10 protein-coding genes, 1 tRNA gene and 2 pseudogenes are annotated in these 15,427 nt (G+C 66.3%); 5 read left to right on the forward strand and 8 right to left on the reverse strand.

Annotated elements, in window-relative coordinates:
* Window positions 1-175: 175 nt before the first annotated feature.
* Window positions 176-1,255: an LLM class flavin-dependent oxidoreductase gene (locus RDV55_RS04590; protein ID WP_111823227.1), complete on the reverse strand. Its 1,080-nt coding sequence runs from the start codon at window positions 1,253-1,255 to the stop codon at window positions 176-178.
* 348 nt (window positions 1,256-1,603) lie between these two features.
* On the opposite strand from RDV55_RS04590, the gene RDV55_RS04595 reads away from it, so the two are divergent.
* From RDV55_RS04595 to RDV55_RS04610, 4 genes are all read left to right on the forward strand, one after another.
* Entirely contained in the window at window positions 1,604-2,482 is an 879-nt protein-coding gene (locus RDV55_RS04595; RefSeq protein ID WP_111823228.1) for a recombinase family protein, read from the forward strand.
* A 181-nt stretch (window positions 2,483-2,663) separates the two neighbouring features.
* Window positions 2,664-3,419, forward strand: coding sequence for a hypothetical protein (locus tag RDV55_RS10580; protein WP_174703798.1), 756 nt, complete (start codon window positions 2,664-2,666; stop codon window positions 3,417-3,419).
* 241 nt (window positions 3,420-3,660) lie between these two features.
* Window positions 3,661-4,029, forward strand: coding sequence for a Cd(II)/Pb(II)-sensing metalloregulatory transcriptional regulator CmtR (cmtR, locus tag RDV55_RS04605; RefSeq protein ID WP_003791506.1), 369 nt, complete (start codon window positions 3,661-3,663; stop codon window positions 4,027-4,029).
* Complete coding sequence (locus RDV55_RS04610) at window positions 4,026-5,930, forward strand: heavy metal translocating P-type ATPase (protein WP_111823509.1); 1,905 nt, start codon at window positions 4,026-4,028, stop codon at window positions 5,928-5,930. Before cmtR ends, RDV55_RS04610 begins: the two co-directional genes overlap by 4 nt.
* Window positions 5,931-5,966: 36 nt before the next feature.
* Here RDV55_RS04610 and RDV55_RS04615 read toward each other — a convergent pair.
* The 7 genes and pseudogenes from RDV55_RS04615 to RDV55_RS04645 all read right to left on the reverse strand — a co-directional run.
* Window positions 5,967-6,194 (reverse strand): annotated as a pseudogene (locus RDV55_RS04615) (LLM class flavin-dependent oxidoreductase); the annotation flags it as partial.
* Window positions 6,195-7,009: 815 nt separating this feature from the next.
* Window positions 7,010-8,120, reverse strand: a pseudogene (locus RDV55_RS04620) (IS1249 family transposase).
* Window positions 8,121-8,354: 234 nt separating this feature from the next.
* Window positions 8,355-8,438 (reverse strand) — tRNA-Leu (locus RDV55_RS04625).
* Between the two features lie 123 nt (window positions 8,439-8,561).
* Complete coding sequence (locus tag RDV55_RS04630; protein ID WP_174703799.1) at window positions 8,562-9,437, reverse strand: energy-coupling factor transporter transmembrane component T; 876 nt, start codon at window positions 9,435-9,437, stop codon at window positions 8,562-8,564.
* On the reverse strand, window positions 9,434-11,557 hold the full coding sequence (locus tag RDV55_RS04635) for an ABC transporter ATP-binding protein (protein ID WP_111823229.1): 2,124 nt from the start codon (window positions 11,555-11,557) through the stop codon (window positions 9,434-9,436). The genes RDV55_RS04630 and RDV55_RS04635 overlap by 4 nt, the downstream gene beginning before the upstream one ends.
* 191 nt (window positions 11,558-11,748) lie before the next feature.
* The gene (locus tag RDV55_RS04640) at window positions 11,749-12,711 is read right to left on the reverse strand and encodes a 5'-nucleotidase (RefSeq protein ID WP_111823230.1); all 963 of its coding nucleotides are present in this window, start codon (window positions 12,709-12,711) and stop codon (window positions 11,749-11,751) included.
* Window positions 12,712-12,811: 100 nt separating this feature from the next.
* Entirely contained in the window at window positions 12,812-14,098 is a 1,287-nt protein-coding gene (locus tag RDV55_RS04645) for an MFS transporter (RefSeq protein ID WP_245907646.1), read from the reverse strand.
* Window positions 14,099-14,275: 177 nt separating this feature from the next.
* Between RDV55_RS04645 and RDV55_RS04650 the strand changes: the two genes are divergently transcribed.
* A complete protein-coding gene (locus RDV55_RS04650; RefSeq protein WP_111823231.1) occupies window positions 14,276-15,412 on the forward strand; it encodes an ABC transporter substrate-binding protein in 1,137 nt (378 codons plus the stop codon).
* Window positions 15,413-15,427 lie beyond the last annotated feature (15 nt).

Here is a 15,427-nt window from a genome sequence, read left to right on the forward strand (position 1 = left end):
CGGCTTGACACTCCCCGCCAGTCGGTTCGCACATCGCCCGCACGCGCACCCCCGCCGCGCGCGCCGCAGCGACAATGGCGCAACCCGCGTGGACGACTACCCACGTTGACGGTGACATCGCGCGCACGGACAATGTCGCGCCCCCGCGCGATCCCACTGGAGGGCGCACGCTCTCCTAGTGGGTCACGACCTCGTCGAGGTCGTATCCGCTCGGAAGGACACCCGGACTCGCCGGCTCCCACCCGAGCGCGGGCGCGACGTACTCCGCGAAGTTGCGGATGATCGACCAGTTTTCCTCGAATCCGAGCTGGTTGGGGATCGTCAGGAGGAGGGTGTCGGCCTCCGCGAGGGCGCGGTCCTGGCTCAACTGCTTGATGAGCGTCGAGGGGTCTGCCGCATACGTGCGCCCGAAGGTCGCGATGCCGGAGTCGAGGTGGCCAACCTGGTCTCCCGACGCGCTCAGGCCGTAGAGGCCTCGGTCGCGCTCGGACAGGAGCGGGAAGATCGAACGGGACACGGACACGCGCGGCGTCCAGGCGTGGCCCGCCTCGGCCCACGCCTGTCGATAGGCGCGCAGCTGCTCGGCCTGGATGTCGCCGAAGGGCTTGTCCCCGTGCTCGAAGACCAGGGTGGAGCTCATGAGGTTGATGCCGTCGCGCGCCGCCTGAATGGCCGAGGCGTTGGATCCCGCGCCGTACCAGATTCGATTGCGCAGGCCTGGAGAGTGCGGGAGAACCGGCAGGGGTGTTCCGGGGGTCATCTGCGTGGGGTACTGCTCGCCCAGGGGCGCAGCTTGGGCCATGGGTGTGCCCGACACAGCGTCGAGGAAGCGCTCATAGTGGGTCCGTGCCAGGTCCGCGCCGCGTGGATCCTTGGAATGGTAGCCAAAGGACTCCCATCCTCTGTTCGCTATCTCCGGTGAGCCGCGCGAGACGCCGAGGGCGGTGCGCCCATCAGCGATGAGGTCAAGGGCCGCGGCCTCTTCGGCGAGGTACAGGGGGTTCTCGTAGCGCATGTCGATAACGCCGGTTCCAACCTCGATAGCCTTCGTGCGCGAGGCGATGGCGGAGAGAAGCGGCATGGGCGCGGCCGCCTGCGGGGCGAAGTGATGGACGCGGAAGAAGGCGCCGTTGACACCGAGCTCGTCGGCGGCGACGGACAGATCGATTGCCTGGTGGAGGGACTGGGCCGCGGTGATGCCGTGGCGGGGGCCGTTCGTGTAGTGACCGAAGCTCAGGAATCCAAAGTATTTCATGACGTCAGCCTACGCCACGTCGATTGAATATTCAACTATATTGAGCGTGGGCGCGAGATAGGAGCGGAGCGCCTGGGCACCGTCCCCTCACTTTGCGCGGGTCAACCGGCACACAGGCCCGTGATCTCCCTTGTTCACACGGGCGCCACACCCGATCGGTATGCATGACACCCCTTCTGATCGGGTGCAGCGCCCCGCAAAGGGTGCAGCGCTTACCTCCGGAACACTAGCCGTGCCAGCCAAGGCACACCACCGCTACCCCTTCGGGAAGCATGTTGTCTGACCGCACGCGCCCTCACCACGCACCCAAAAACAAATCGCAGACCCCGAAGGATCTGCGATTTCATCGTGCGCGAGGGGAGAGTTGAACCCCCACTCCATCACTGGAACACGGACCTGAACAGCGCCGGTCACTTCACCGCACGTGGGTCGGAGTTCTCCGTCGATGCTGTGCGCTACCTGCTCGCGAACCCGCTTTACTGTGGCTACATCAAGCACTACGCGTCGGGCGAGCTGTACCCGGTTCAGGGCGAGGCGTTCCCGCCCATCGTCGGCGAGCAGACGTGGCGGGCCGCGGTGGCGAAGCTGGATTACAACGTGCGGAGGTCGGCGAGGCAGGGGAACCAGCCGAAGTATCTCCTGTCCACGATCGGGCTGTGCGGGAAGTGCGGCGCGACGCTCGTCTCGGGGACGAACAGCCACAAGCAGCCGACGTACCGCTGCGGCGAGCAGTTCCATCTCACCCACCAGCGCGAGCCCGTCGATGCGATGGTCACCGAGGCGGTGCTCACGCATCTGTCCTCGATGGACGTGCACGACCTCATGATGCCACAGGAGGACGATGGGCCGGATCGCGAGGAGCTGCTGACGGAGCGGAACGCCCTGGTCGATCGGGTGAGGGAGCTGAGCCCGCTGCTGCGCGACATCCATCATCCGGTCCTGGAGATAACGGCAGCGATCAACGACGTGAAGGCCCGCATCGACGAGATCGACGCGGAGCTGCTCGACCGTTCGGTGTCAGCGGCGGCGAAGCTGCTCGCGGACGTCGAGGAGCCGGTCGGCACCGCGGAGCGCCGCGAGGTGGTCGAGGCAAAGTGGAAGGTGTTGGACGTGGACCGCCGCCGGATGCTCGTGGACGAGCTGGTGACGGTGACCATCGAGCCCATCACGCCCGGTCACGTGAAATTCGACCCCGACCTGATTCGGATAGAGCAGCGTCGCGACTGACTCATGAGCCGACTCGTCATTGCAATGGTGAGACGACTCGTGGGAGAATGGTTGCAGACAAGAAGATCCCACCGAGGCCGCGACTTAGAAGCGCGGGGTTCTGCTCCCGGATGAGTAGCCGGTCAAGCAGCCCAAGTACCGTGGCGGGGAACCGGAAGATACTCATGTCTGAGGACTTCGGATGTCTGTCGTTATCGACGTTCCCCGCGCATCCGCGCTCGACAGGCTGAAGCAGCAGAACGAGCCCGAGCAGTCGCAGCAGCAGCTCGGCAGTCCGGAGACGATGGAGCTGTTGACCTCGATCCTCGCCGCCGTCGAGGCGCAGAACACGAGGATCGCCACGCTGACCGAACAGCAGAAGAAGCTCGCGGGGCTCGTGAAGGTCATGGACGAGGAGACGACGAGGCGGCTGGAGCGGATCACGGCCCCGGCGTCGACCTCCTCGCCCTCCAGCGACGTGTCCGCGAGGATCGCGAGTATCGAGAGCAGGCAGAACGAGATCGCGAGCACGCTCGGCAAGTTCGCGCAGAGTCTTAACAGCGAGAGCTTGAACGCCGCGTCGCGGAGCTTGGTCGCGGAGGCGCAGAAGAATCGCACGGCTACAGCCTCGGCGATTGAGGGTCTGAAGGCGCAGGTCACAGCGAACCAGAAGCTCGTGAGCCAGGTCGGCGGCGCGGTCCAGCGGATCGAGAAGCGCACCGAGGAACGGGTCGAGAAGGCTGTCGAGCAGGTCGCCGGGGAGGCTTCGGCCACGATGACCGCGAGCCTCGACGCCTCGAACGCGCGGGCGGAGCGGATCATCGCCGCGACGGCGAAGCTGGAGGCACGACAGCTCTGGTCCGCCGCCGCCGCGATACGCCTCGTTCTCCTGCCGGTGGCCGTGGTCGTCGCCGGTCTCTGGATGGGTATCGCCGGGCTCATCACGGGTGTTCAGTGAGCGCTGGACGTGGACGGGAGCGTGTGGCTCGGCATCGGCCGGTGGCTCGTGGTCGGCGCTGGCCTCGCCGGGGCCGTCCGCTGGGTTGCGGGTCTCGTGGAGACCTGGAAGGGCCGCGGGATGCCGAACTGGCCCCGCTGGCGCAAGAGGTGATCACGCCTCACGAGGGCAAGCGCGCGCAGTGCGTGCGGCAGCCGCGACAACTGGACATTAGGTCAGCGGCTGCTGTATAGTTCAGTGCATGCTGACCATTGCTTCGCGTCTTGACGTCATGAACCGGCTCGGCCGGGCCATGGCCGACCCGACGCGCTCCCGCATCCTGATGTCCCTGCTCGACAGCCCGAGCCACCCCGCGGTGCTCTCGCGCGAGCTGGGGCTGACCCGCTCGAACGTGTCCAACCACCTGACCTGCCTGCGCGACTGCGGGATCGTGGTCGCCGAGCCCGAGGGCCGCCAGACTCGCTACGAGATCGCCGACCCGCACCTGGCCGCGGCGCTGACGGCACTGGTCGATGTGACCCTCGCCGTGGACGAGAGCGCGCCGTGCATCGACCCGGCCTGCTCGGTTCCGAGCTGCTGCGCCGCGAGCAGTTCGGGGGACGCCTCGTGAGCGCCGCCTGCGGCTGCGACGAGCCGACGACCAGCCCCGCGGACGAGGCAGAGGAGGCAGAGCGCCCGTGGTGGCGTGATCCCGGCCTGGTCGTGCCGATCCTCTCCGGCGTCGCGTTCGGCACCGGCCTGGCGCTGGAGTGGTCGGGGCTGCACATCGCGGCGCTGGTCGCGTTCTGGGCGGGCCTGCTGCTGGGCGCGTACACGTTCGTGCCCGGTGCGATCCGGAATCTCGTTGTGAAGCGCAAGCTCGGGATCGCGCTGCTGATGACGATCAGCGCCGTGGGCGCGGTGATCCTCGGCTACGTCGAGGAGGCGGCCGCGCTGGCGTTCCTCTACTCGATCGCCGAGGCCCTGGAGGACAAGGCGATGGACCGCGCCCGCGGCGGGCTGCGCGCGCTGCTGAAGCTCGTGCCGGAGACCGCCACCGTGCTGCGCGACGGGACCTCCGCCTCGGTCCCGGCCAGGGAGATCGCCGTCGGCGACGTGCTACTGGTCCGCCCTGGCGAGCGGGTCGCGACCGATGGGCTGGTCCGCTCGGGCCGGTCGAGCCTGGACACTTCGGCGATCACCGGTGAATCGATCCCGGTCGAGGTCGCGCCCGGAGAAGCGGTGTCGGCGGGCGCGATCAACAGCGCCGGCGTGCTGGAGGTCGAGGCGACCGCCGCGGGCACCGACAACTCGCTGACCACGATCGTGGAACTGGTAGAGCAGGCCCAGGCCGAGAAGGGCGACCGAGCCCGGATCGCTGACCGGATCGCCCGCCCGCTGGTGCCTGGCGTGATGGTCCTCGCCGTCCTCGTCGGCGTGCTCGGGTCCCTGCTCGGCGACCCGGAGACCTGGATCACCCGCGCCCTGGTCGTCCTCGTCGCGGCCAGCCCCTGCGCGCTGGCGATCGCGGTGCCCGTCACCGTGGTCTCCGCGATCGGCGCGGCGACCAAGTTCGGCGTCGTCATCAAGAGCGGGGCCGCCTTCGAGCGCCTCGGCGGCATCCGGCACCTGGCCGTGGACAAGACCGGCACTCTGACCCGCAACCGGCCCGAGGTAACCGCCATCGTCGCCGCCCATGGGTTCGACGATGCGCAGGTGCTTGCTTGGGCTGCCGCCGTGGAGCAGCACTCGACGCACCCACTCGCCGCCGCCATCGCCGCCGCGGGCCGGGGAACCTCCGCCGCGCAGGACGTGGCCGAGGAGGCCGGGCACGGCATCGGTGGCCTGGTCGACGGCCGCAGGGTGGCGGTGGGCAGTCCGCGCTGGATCGACGCCGGTCCGCTCAAGGCCCGGGTCGAGGACCTGGAGGCCGAGGGGCAGACCTGCGTGCTCGTCACCGTCAACGGCTTCCTGGCCGGGGCGATCGGCGTCCGCGACGAGCTGCGCCCCGAGGTCCCCGAGGTCGTGCGGACCCTGCGCGACCAGGGTGTCAAGGTGAGCATGCTCACCGGCGACAACTCCCGCACCGCTGCTGCGCTGGCGAAGCTGGCCGGGATCGGCGACGTGCACGCCGAGCTGCGTCCCGAGGATAAGGCTCGCATCGTCGCCGGGTTCTCGGAGACGTCGCCGACCGCGATGATCGGCGACGGCATCAACGACGCGCCCGCCCTGGCCGGGGCGACCGTGGGCATCGCGATGGGCACGACCGGCTCCGACGCCGCGATCGAGTCCGCCGACGTCGCCTTCACCGGCCACGACCTAGGCCTCATCCCGCAGGCTCTGCGCCACGCCCGCCGCGGCGGCAGGATCATCAACCAGAACATCGTGCTGTCCTTGGCGATCATCACTGTGCTGCTGCCACTGGCGATCACCGGCGTGCTCGGCCTGGCAGCGGTCGTCCTCGTGCACGAGGTCGCCGAAGTCGTCGTCATCGCCAACGGACTGCGGGCTGCGCGTGCCTGCAAGCAATAGGTATTCCGTCCAACGCCATAACTCAGACATGCGCTAGCGCATGTCGATAACGCCGGTTCCAACCTCGATAGCCTTCGTGCGCGAGGCGATGGCGGAGAGAAGCGGCATGGGCGCGGCCGCCTGCGGGGCGAAGTGATGGACGCGGAAGAAGGCGCCGTTGACACCGAGCTCGTCGGCGGCGACGGACAGATCGATTGCCTGGTGGAGGGACTGGGCCGCGGTGATGCCGTGGCGGGGGCCGTTCGTGTAGTGACCGAAGCTCAGGAATCCTGAAGTACGTCATGACGCCAGCCTATGGGGTCGCGGTTGAATCTTCAACTATATGGGGTATGTGATGCGAGATAGGCAGGCTGCCAGTGTCCAATAGTGGGCACCGAGCCGACATGAAGGACCTTTCACGCGCACGTTAACCCGATGGGTGGCGGCTCGAACCCGGCATGTGGCCGCCTTGCCCGTTTACGCGCATGTTAACCCGCCTGGTGATGGCTCGGCCGAGCCGCCACCAAACGGGGGAAATGGCATCATTAGAGGTACGACACGCCGGCAACACGCCGCCAACCAGCTTCTAATGCTGCAAAACCCCCACCGCAGCCAGCCTCGTGCGCCACGTCGCCTACAAGACCTGGGCGCAGGGCCGATTGGCGCGAAAAAACTCGCCCCGCACGGCCCCTTCAGCAGCATTTCCGCGAAAAAGTTCGCCCAGCAAGCGTAAAAACGCCATTTTCAGCGAAAAAGCCCTCGGATTGACGACGTTCGTAACAACGAGGCAGAAAGCCACACGAAAAACACCTTGGATTGACGACGTTTGTAACAACACGCACCCGAGCACCCCAAAAACTCAACACGCGAGACCCCCATGACGCCCCCAGGAAGCGGCGGGCCAGGCTGCGGTGCCTGTGGGCGGTGGCGGGGCCTGGCCGGGCTTCGAGGCGACGCGCCGAGCCGAAGGCTCGCAGCGCGGACGGCGAGCGGGCGGGCCGCCGCCCACGGGCACACAAAGCAGCCCGGCCCCACGCGGCGCCCGGAACACCCGTGGGACCACAAGCAAGGCTTATAGGTCAAAACGTGTTGGTTTCGGTTTAGTAGGTTTCGTGCCAGGTTCCGCTGTGGTGGAAGTCGGTCCAGTTAACTGCGGTTCCCCACCTGTCGATCTCGGCTTGTGCTTGGGCGCGGTGGCTGGCCTTGTCGAATTGGTCAATGATCTGTTGGTCGGTGATCGTAGTTTTAAGGATGTGTGCTGGGTGGCAGGGAACTCGGTGTGCAGGTAGCACCACCACAACACGGTCTTGACCTGGTGATTAAGACTCATGCCACGAGCACGCAGCGTAGTTGGGTATTAATCCCGCCCTCGATCAGGTTCGACGTCCTGGCAATGGGGTCACCTTCACGGTCAAGGGCAGGATCGAGGTAGGTAAACAGCGTGCCTTGTTTGACCAGCGTGTTGAGGGAGTTCTTGGCCTGGATCAGCCGGGCATGGGTGGCAACCCAACGTCCGTCTGGTAGCCGGGTGCGCTGGGCTAGGAACTCCTTGTAGGTGGTGTTCCAGGTGGCGAGTTTGCTCATCCATGCCACTGCCTGGTCAAAGGTAGTGACCTCGAGCAAGGCCTGAGCAAGACTGTAGAGATCAACACCTGCCTGAGTGCGTGGCCGGGTGGTGGTCTTACGCTTGACCGCGCTATAGGCGTGAAAGACACAGCGTTGGATCCGGGTGGTAGGCCAGGTGGTCTTCACAGCGCTGGCGATGCCTTGCCCACCATCGCACACGACAACATCTGGGGGCACGATCCTAGACATCAGTGCTTGCCAGGCGCGGGTGGTCTCACCCTTGGCCACGTACCAGCCAAGCACATGGGTCTTGGTGCAGGCAATAGGAACCACCAGCTTGTGGGACAGGTAGATTCCGTCAACAAAGACCACATGGTTAACCTCCTCAACCAATGGAGAAACTGGCCATAGATGCCAAAATGGTTCGTTACGCCGTCGTATGGTGCGTCCCTTGGGCCCGTGATCGGCCAGGGTGTATTTGCCGGTGACGAAGTCTAAAAACGCACTGAAATGCCGGGCACGGGTATCGTTACGCCGAGACTGTCTTGCCCTACACCCAAGACAGCGGAACCTTGGCCTACCTGCTCGAGTTGAGCCCCATTTTTGCGTCGTGCCACCACAGATTGTGCATCGAGGATTTCCTATCCCCCAATCCAAGCCGATTCAAACCCCGACCTTACCGCGGAATATCAATCAAAAACCGGGATATACCCAACACGACCTGGCCAACCAAGAACTCAAGTCACAACGAGTCCAACCCCCACCTTTTGGCTTTGTAGCAACGAAAGACAGCCCAAAAACCAACACAACCTGACCTATAAGCCTCAACAGCCAGGGAAAACAAAAATCGCAGACCCCGAAGGATCTGCGATTTCATCGTGCGCGAGGGGGGAGTTGAACCCCCACTCCATCACTGGAACACGGACCTGAACCGTGCGCGTCTGCCTATTCCGCCACTCGCGCGTACCCAGAAAGAATAGGGGCATCACACCACCCGCGTCAAATCAGGGTCGTGTGACCCAGGGCACAGGGTCTTTCGAGGAAGGCAGAGGCCACTCCCATCGAACAGACACCGGCATTGACGACTTACAGCATCAACCTGCACGCAATAACACCGGAAACCCCCAACAGGGTCGCAGCAATCACGCAGACATCAACCCATCCAAGCCGCACACGAGCACCACGATCGGCACCATTGCGCGCCTCGATGGAACCACGCATGGACATCGCACGCCCAGTTTCGGCCGCGCCGCGCGAAGTGGCGGACAGGATCGCGGTGATAACGTCGACGCACAGGCGCGCGTACCCGCCCAAGGACAGCGTGGCAACGTCCTGGCCGAGGCGCACTTTGGCTGTATCGAGCACGGCCTGCGCCTGGTCGCGCAGCATCGGCAGGCCCCGCAGGGCCGAGGCCATGACGAGCGACCACTGATCGACCGGCGCACCCAGGAGCCGCAGGGGCGTCAGGAAGAAGCGCAGCGCGGACGCGAGCGCGGCGGTCGGCGTCACCCACGCGACGAGCCCCGACCCCCACAGGACGACGAGCGCCAGGGTGGAGACGCGCAGGAAGAGCTCAAGCCCGTCCCCCACCCACGCACCGATACAGCCTCCAACGAATCCGGAAACCATCCACATAGGCGGACGCGGCGCGACACTGAGGGGGAGGCGAATGATCAGCGACGGCACCAGAAGGAGACCGCTGACGATGCCGAGCGTCGACCAGCGCGGCGAGAGGATCACGCACGTGGTGAGCACCGTCCAGCAGGCGATGAGCGTGCCTGGCCAGGCGCGCGTCAGCGGCGTCGCCCAGGGCAGGGGTCGAGGCAGGGTGAAGCCCGCGCTTCGCCGCGGCTTGGGGCGCGGGGCCCCTTCGCCAAGGGCGGGAGGGGTCCTCGAGAAGCGACCCTCACTGGCACCGCCGCCGGGGCCGGTCGCCCCACAGGCAGAGTATGGTTCGATCACGAGAGCACCCCCTGGGCGAGGTGGCCTCGGGTGTCGCACAGGGAGTCCATGCCCTCGAGGTCGTGGGAGATGACGAGGATGGACAGACCGGCGCGGCGCCGCTCGTCAAGGACGGAGATAAGCAGGTCGCGCGACGCCGCGTCGAGGCCAGCCATGGGCTCGTCGAGAATGAGGACACTCGGGTGGGAGGCGAACAGCCCTGCGAGGGCAACGCGGCGCATCTGTCCACCTGAGAGGTCGTCGATGCCTCGCGAGGCGAGGGCGGGGTCGAGGCCGACCAGTTCCATGGCCTCTGCGACGATACGGTCACCTTCCTCGCGGCTGATCGTGCCCTTGCGATGCGTGGAGCCGGTCCCGATGCGCGGGCCGTGTCCCGCAGCGGCAAGGATGTCGGAGCGCACCGACGGGCGTTGGAGCTGCAGACGCGCGAATTGCATGGAGAGGGCGACGTCGCCGACGCAGCGTTGCATGGGACGTCCGCCGAGGGTGACCCGCCCCCAGGTGGGGACCAGCAGGCCGGTGAGGACGCGCGAGAGAGTCGTTTTTCCCGATCCGTTATCCCCGGTGATGAGCATGGCCTGGCCGGGGTCGAGGATGAGGCTGACATCGCGCAGGACCGGCTTCTCCCAGGGGGTGCCGAGGTCGTAGGTGTGGGCGACGCGGTCCGCCCACAGGTGGGAGGCGTTGATGAGGGCGGGCGTGCCCGCCGGGGAAGACGTAGCCTCGGCCGACGCACGGGGTTCGGGGGACGTGAGAGGTTCCCGGGCCTCGTCGACGGGGGGCGCGTCCTCCCCCACGCGACGGTCGGAGACGATGCGCCCGCTACGAATCGCGATGACGCGGTCGGCGCGCGCGCTTTCGGCGGGGTCGTGGGTGATGTGGACGACGGCGATGCCAAGCGCGGGCAGGGAGGCGAGGAGATCGAGCATGTCGACCCGGCCCACCCTGTCGATCATGGCGGTGGATTCGTCCGAGATGAGCAGGCGCGGGGAGCGCGCGAGGGCTCCCGCGAGCGCGAGGCGTTGGAGCTGTCCGCCCGAGAGAGAGCGGGGATCGGCGTCGGCGAGGCCGGTCAGGCCGACGCGCTCGAGCAGATCGTCGAGGTCAAGGCCGGCGCTTTGCTCGGCGCTCATGCCCCAGGTGATATCTTCGGCGACACTCTGTCCGAGAACGAGGAGTTCGGAGCGCTGCCCCACGAGCGCGGTGCCGCCAACCTCGCCGAGCATTCCGCCGCCGGAGCGTGTCCCGGAGCCGGGTTGGGTGCCCGCGAGGAGGAGGGCGAGGGTGGATTTACCGGACCCGTTGTGCCCGACGACGACGGTGTACTCGGGGCGCTCGAAGCTCAAGGTGACGCCGCGCAGCGCGGGGTGGTCGGCGCCGGGGTAGGTGAAGCTGACGTCGGTGAGGGTCAGGGGCAGGGGGGACGAGGCCTCGGCGGCGGGTTCTTCATCAACACGGGCGGTCGCATCCAGGAGCGGGTCCCAGCCCTCGTCGAGGGAGATGCGGCTGAGGATGGCTCCGAGGAGCCACCTGGCGGCAAGGACCAGGAAGGCGACGCCGATGAGGCGGGTGATGGGGATCCAGATCCACCACCAGTCGACGAACCATTGGCCAAGCTGATGCCCCGCGTCGACGAATCCGCCGGAGTGGGGGATGTTCCCGATCAGTTTGAGGAAGCCGTCGAGGGTCTTTTGGATGCTTTCGAGGCCGAGGGTGCGCAGGTCGGACAGGATCCAGAAGGCAATGCCGGTGCCGACACCCCAGACGAGGCCGAGGCCGGCGGCGACCCCGGAGACGGGGAGCCATGAGGCGCGTTTCTTGTGGAGGAAGCCGATGATGAGGCCGACGAGCGCGGCCTGGAACGCACGTCCGGCGGTGGCGACCCCGCCGACGGCGATGGCGAGGAGGATCGTCGAGGCGAAGGCTGCGACCGCGGCTCGTGGTCGCAGCTTGAGGGAGACCATCGCGAGGGGAACTGCTGTGGCTACCTGGAAGAAGAGCTGAAAGACCGGGGTGACAGCGGCGATGAGGCCGAAAGTGACGGCCAGGCCAGAGAGAGCGCCGGCGGTCGCCACCTCGACGGGGGTGAGGCGGCGGGCGTCGCGCGCGGTTAAGCTCATGTACCTAGTCTCCCAGGCCACGCCCACATCTGCGAGTGCCGTGCCGGGTACCCCTCGCGTTACGCAGCAAGCTCACGCCTATCCCCCGATGGACGCGGAGACAATCGGCGGCCACTCCCCATCGATTCCTCGTCGTCGTTCCTGCCGCATTGCCGGAATCACCTGAGAGCGCTGCCGAGTCAGGGCTTGTCTCAATTGAGTCTCCCATCGAGTTCCGCCTCTCGTACCCCGTTCAGTTCCCCGAAGGGGATGTGGACACTCGGGGTGGAGCGTGCGGCCCCGTCCACGTTGCGACGCTGGTCGTCGAAGAAAATGTGCGGCTGTAGCACCTCCAGAATCGGTCCCTTGTCGATGCCTCCCAGGAAGAACGCATCGTTGACGCTCAGCCCCCACCCTCGGATCGAGTTGATCGCCCGCTCGTGGGCGGGGGCGCTGCGCGCAGTCACGACAGCGACGCGCACCCGACGCTTGTAGCCCTCCGGATCATCGGCTCTTCTGACGTCCTCTAGCCCTTGAATCCGGTTGACCTTCTGCAGGAAATCTGCCATTGGGCCGCGCGAGAGGGGCACCTTGGCCAGGGCACTCTCGCTTTCCTGATACCTTGCCAGACCGCCGCTTTGATACACGCGCTCGGCCGAATCGTCGGCCAGCACTCCGTCGAAGTCGAAGGCGATGCGCAGGTCGGTGCCCCCGTCGTCGGCCACCGCGCGCCCCACAACGCGTCCGGCAGCGAACCCCAAGGAGATAGCCTCGCGTACGTCGTTTTCGTTGGCCGAGAGGAACAGGGACATGCTCAGCGGCCCCATAAACCGGTACGGCGCGCGCCCCTGCATGAAGATTGCGCGCGTAATGTCCAGCCCGTGGCGCTGGACCGATCGCATGACGCGCATTCCCGTCTCGGGGTCGTTGCGCGAGAGGATGACCACCTCGACCAGGCGCTCGTCCTCGGAGAGGTCGTTGAGGTCCAGGAGGCGCCGAATAAAAGGAAAAGCGATCCCCGGTTCCAACACATCATCAAGGTGGTCGCGCTGATAGGCGCGGTACTTCTCCTCGCCCTCGTTACGGAATACGGCGTCGGACTCCGACAGGTCGAAGAGGGCGCTGGAGGCAACACCGATAACGAGGGCGCGCTCCAGATCAAGACTGCCGGGCATCGCGTCTCTCCTTCCGCTCGCAGATGCTCCTTCCCTTGAAAGACAGGGTATAGCTGGCCGTGCACACCTGCGGCTCTGGGGAAAGGGGCGCGCGCGGGGTCTACGCGTCCTCGTCGAGAGGAAGAGCGGCGGGCACGGGGGTGTCGAGGTCGCGGATGCGGGGGATGGCATACATAGCGGCACCGAGTACGCAGAAGAAGACGCCGGAGGCGGTGAAGAGCACGGGGCCTCCCATCTTCTCGGCGAAGGCACCGCCCAGGACCATACCGACGGGCATCGCGAGCCCGAGCATCAGCTGGAAGAACCCGAGCGCGCGACCGACCTTATCCTCCCCGACGTGCCTCTGGATGAGGGTCATCAGGGGGGCGTGGAACCACGCCAGGAAGATGCAGCCGAAGCCCATGAGGGCGACGAAGGCCCAGAAGCCGCCGCGCGGGAGCAGGCCAACTGCGGCGAAGGGGAGGCCGACGACGACGGTCGTGGCGCTGATGAGCAGCGCGAGGCGTTTGCCCCCGCCCCACGCCATCATGATGACCGCGCCGACCAGCATGCACGTCCCGGTGATCGCCTCGGCAATGGACACCATGCCCCCATCGGCTCCGAAGTACTGCTGCGCCATCAGCGGGTAGACGACAGCGAGCGACTCGAACACCATCATGCCGGCGGTGAGGGCGACGATGAGGTAGACGAGGCCAACGTTGACACTCAGCGCGCGCCAGCCCTCGCGGATCTGCCCCATGATGGTTGGGGGCATCTCGGCCTCGACGGAGGGAATCCTCGCAAGCGCCAGGCCGGCGACCGCCAGGAGCGCTCCCACGAACTCCAGACCCAGGGTGTAGGGAAGCCCGAAGGCGGTGTACAGGGCGATGCCGATGGCGGGGGAACCGATGTTGGCGATGGACCCCACGGCCTGGTCGAGGGTGTTGACTCGCATGAGGTGCTTCTCGGGGACCAGCATCGGCATGGCCGCACTCATCGCGGGGAAGTGGAAGGCCTGGAAGCAGCTGCGCAGAGCAGCAAAGAGGCATATGAGGGCGAAGCTCCCGTGTCCCAGCCAGGCCAGCGCCCCGAGCGCCAGCGACATACCACCCGCCCCCAGGTCCGAGATAATCATGACGGTGCGGCGGTTATAGCGGTCAGCGGCGACCCCGCCGAGCGGGGCCAGAAGGCCGAGGGGTAGCTGAGAGAGGGCCATGACGATGGCGAGCTTGAGGGCCGAACCCTCGGTCGTGGTGACGTGCCAGACGATCGCCCATCCCGACGCGCCGCTGGTGATGATGGAAAACGCCTGGCCGCTCCAGATCATCGCGACCACTCGCCACCAGTTCAACGCCAGGGAACGTCCGGAGGCGCTAACCAGCGCGGGTGAGGAGGTGTCTCGAGTCATTCCCACGAGGGTAGCCGGGCATTTGTAGCCAGTCAACAGACGGCGTGAGCCGACCGTCGTGCCGACAGGATCGCGGCGGGATATAACACCGTGTCATAATGCCACCATTAGTCTTGTGAGGTCCACCTAATATTGTGTAGCATCTCCCTCGTAATCCCTGAGACACGAGAGGACGCAATGAAAACCCGCCTCGCCACGCTGACCGCTATCCTGGCCACCGCTACCCTGGCCCTCACCGCCTGCTCGGGTGGCTCCGGGGCCACCACCAGCCAATCGGATCACAGCACCCAGGAGGCCTCGGCCGCCTCAACACGCACCATCACCGACCACGCGGGCAACGAAGTCACCCTGCCCGAGAAGGTCACTCGCGTCGCCATCGACCAGATCCCCATCGAATCCACCTACCTGGCCTACTTCGACGGCAAGGCCCCCTACCTGGTGGGCATGAGCGCCGCCCGCGTCAAGGCCATGAGCCAGACGATCGCCGCCGAGATGGCGCCCGAAATGATGCAGGTGGACACCAGCTACTACGACAAGGGCGAGCTCAACGCCGAGGCCCTCCTGAACCTGAACGTCGACGTCGTCTTCTATAACGCCTTCAACAAGGAACACGGTGAAATGTTCCGCAAGGCCGGCATCCCGGCCGTCGGCTTCACGACTCTGGGCAACCCCTCGGAGACCTACGCAGAGTGGATGGAGCTCCTCGAGGACGTCTTCAACGAGGACGGACACATGGCCGACAAGATCGCGCTCGGCAAGGACCTCGTCGCCGACGCCCGCGCGCGCACCGCGAAGGTCCCCGAGGACCAGCGCGTCTCGACAATGGTGCTCATGGGCGCGGCCGATGGCCAGCTCGCGGTCGCGGGCGGCAAGGAGGGCTGGTTCACGAATGAATGGGCCGACTCCCTGAACTACACGAACGTCACGCGCGACACCGACACCTCGCACACGCCCGTCACCTTCGAGCAGGTCCTCACGTGGGATCCCCAGGTCTTCCTCGTCACCGGCAAGGGAATGTCGAACATGACGGCAAACACCGTCCTGACGAACTCGGTCGAGGGCGTGGACCTGTCCACCCTCAGCTCCGTGAAGTCCGGCCGCGTCTACTCCACCGGCCTGGGCATGTGGAACTGGTTTACCCCCAACCCGGATTCCCCGATCGTGGCGAACTGGCTCGGTGCCTCCCTGTACCCGGAGCAGTTCTCCGACGTTGACCTCGTGGCGATGACGAAGGACTACTACCAGAAGATGTACAACTTCACGCTCACCGACGAGCAGGCCCGCCGAATCGTCAACCCCGACGCCGCGTCCTGATACCTGGCCCCGGCC

Origin of the sequence: Schaalia odontolytica, assembly GCF_031191545.1 — a bacterium.
Classification (GTDB): Bacteria; Actinomycetota; Actinomycetes; order Actinomycetales; family Actinomycetaceae; genus Pauljensenia; species Pauljensenia odontolytica.

Coding starts and splice junctions, on each gene's coding strand:
- RDV55_RS04590 (WP_111823227.1), bottom strand. CDS start 1,255: ATGAAATACTTTGGATTCCTGAGCTTCGGTCACTACACGAACGGCCCC.
- RDV55_RS10580 (WP_174703798.1), top strand. CDS start 2,664: ATGTCTGTCGTTATCGACGTTCCCCGCGCATCCGCGCTCGACAGGCTG.
- cmtR (WP_003791506.1), top strand. CDS start 3,661: ATGCTGACCATTGCTTCGCGTCTTGACGTCATGAACCGGCTCGGCCGG.
- RDV55_RS04635 (WP_111823229.1), bottom strand. CDS start 11,557: ATGAGCTTAACCGCGCGCGACGCCCGCCGCCTCACCCCCGTCGAGGTG.
- RDV55_RS04640 (WP_111823230.1), bottom strand. CDS start 12,711: ATGCCCGGCAGTCTTGATCTGGAGCGCGCCCTCGTTATCGGTGTTGCC.
- RDV55_RS04645 (WP_245907646.1), bottom strand. CDS start 14,098: ATGACTCGAGACACCTCCTCACCCGCGCTGGTTAGCGCCTCCGGACGT.
- RDV55_RS04650 (WP_111823231.1), top strand. CDS start 14,276: ATGAAAACCCGCCTCGCCACGCTGACCGCTATCCTGGCCACCGCTACC.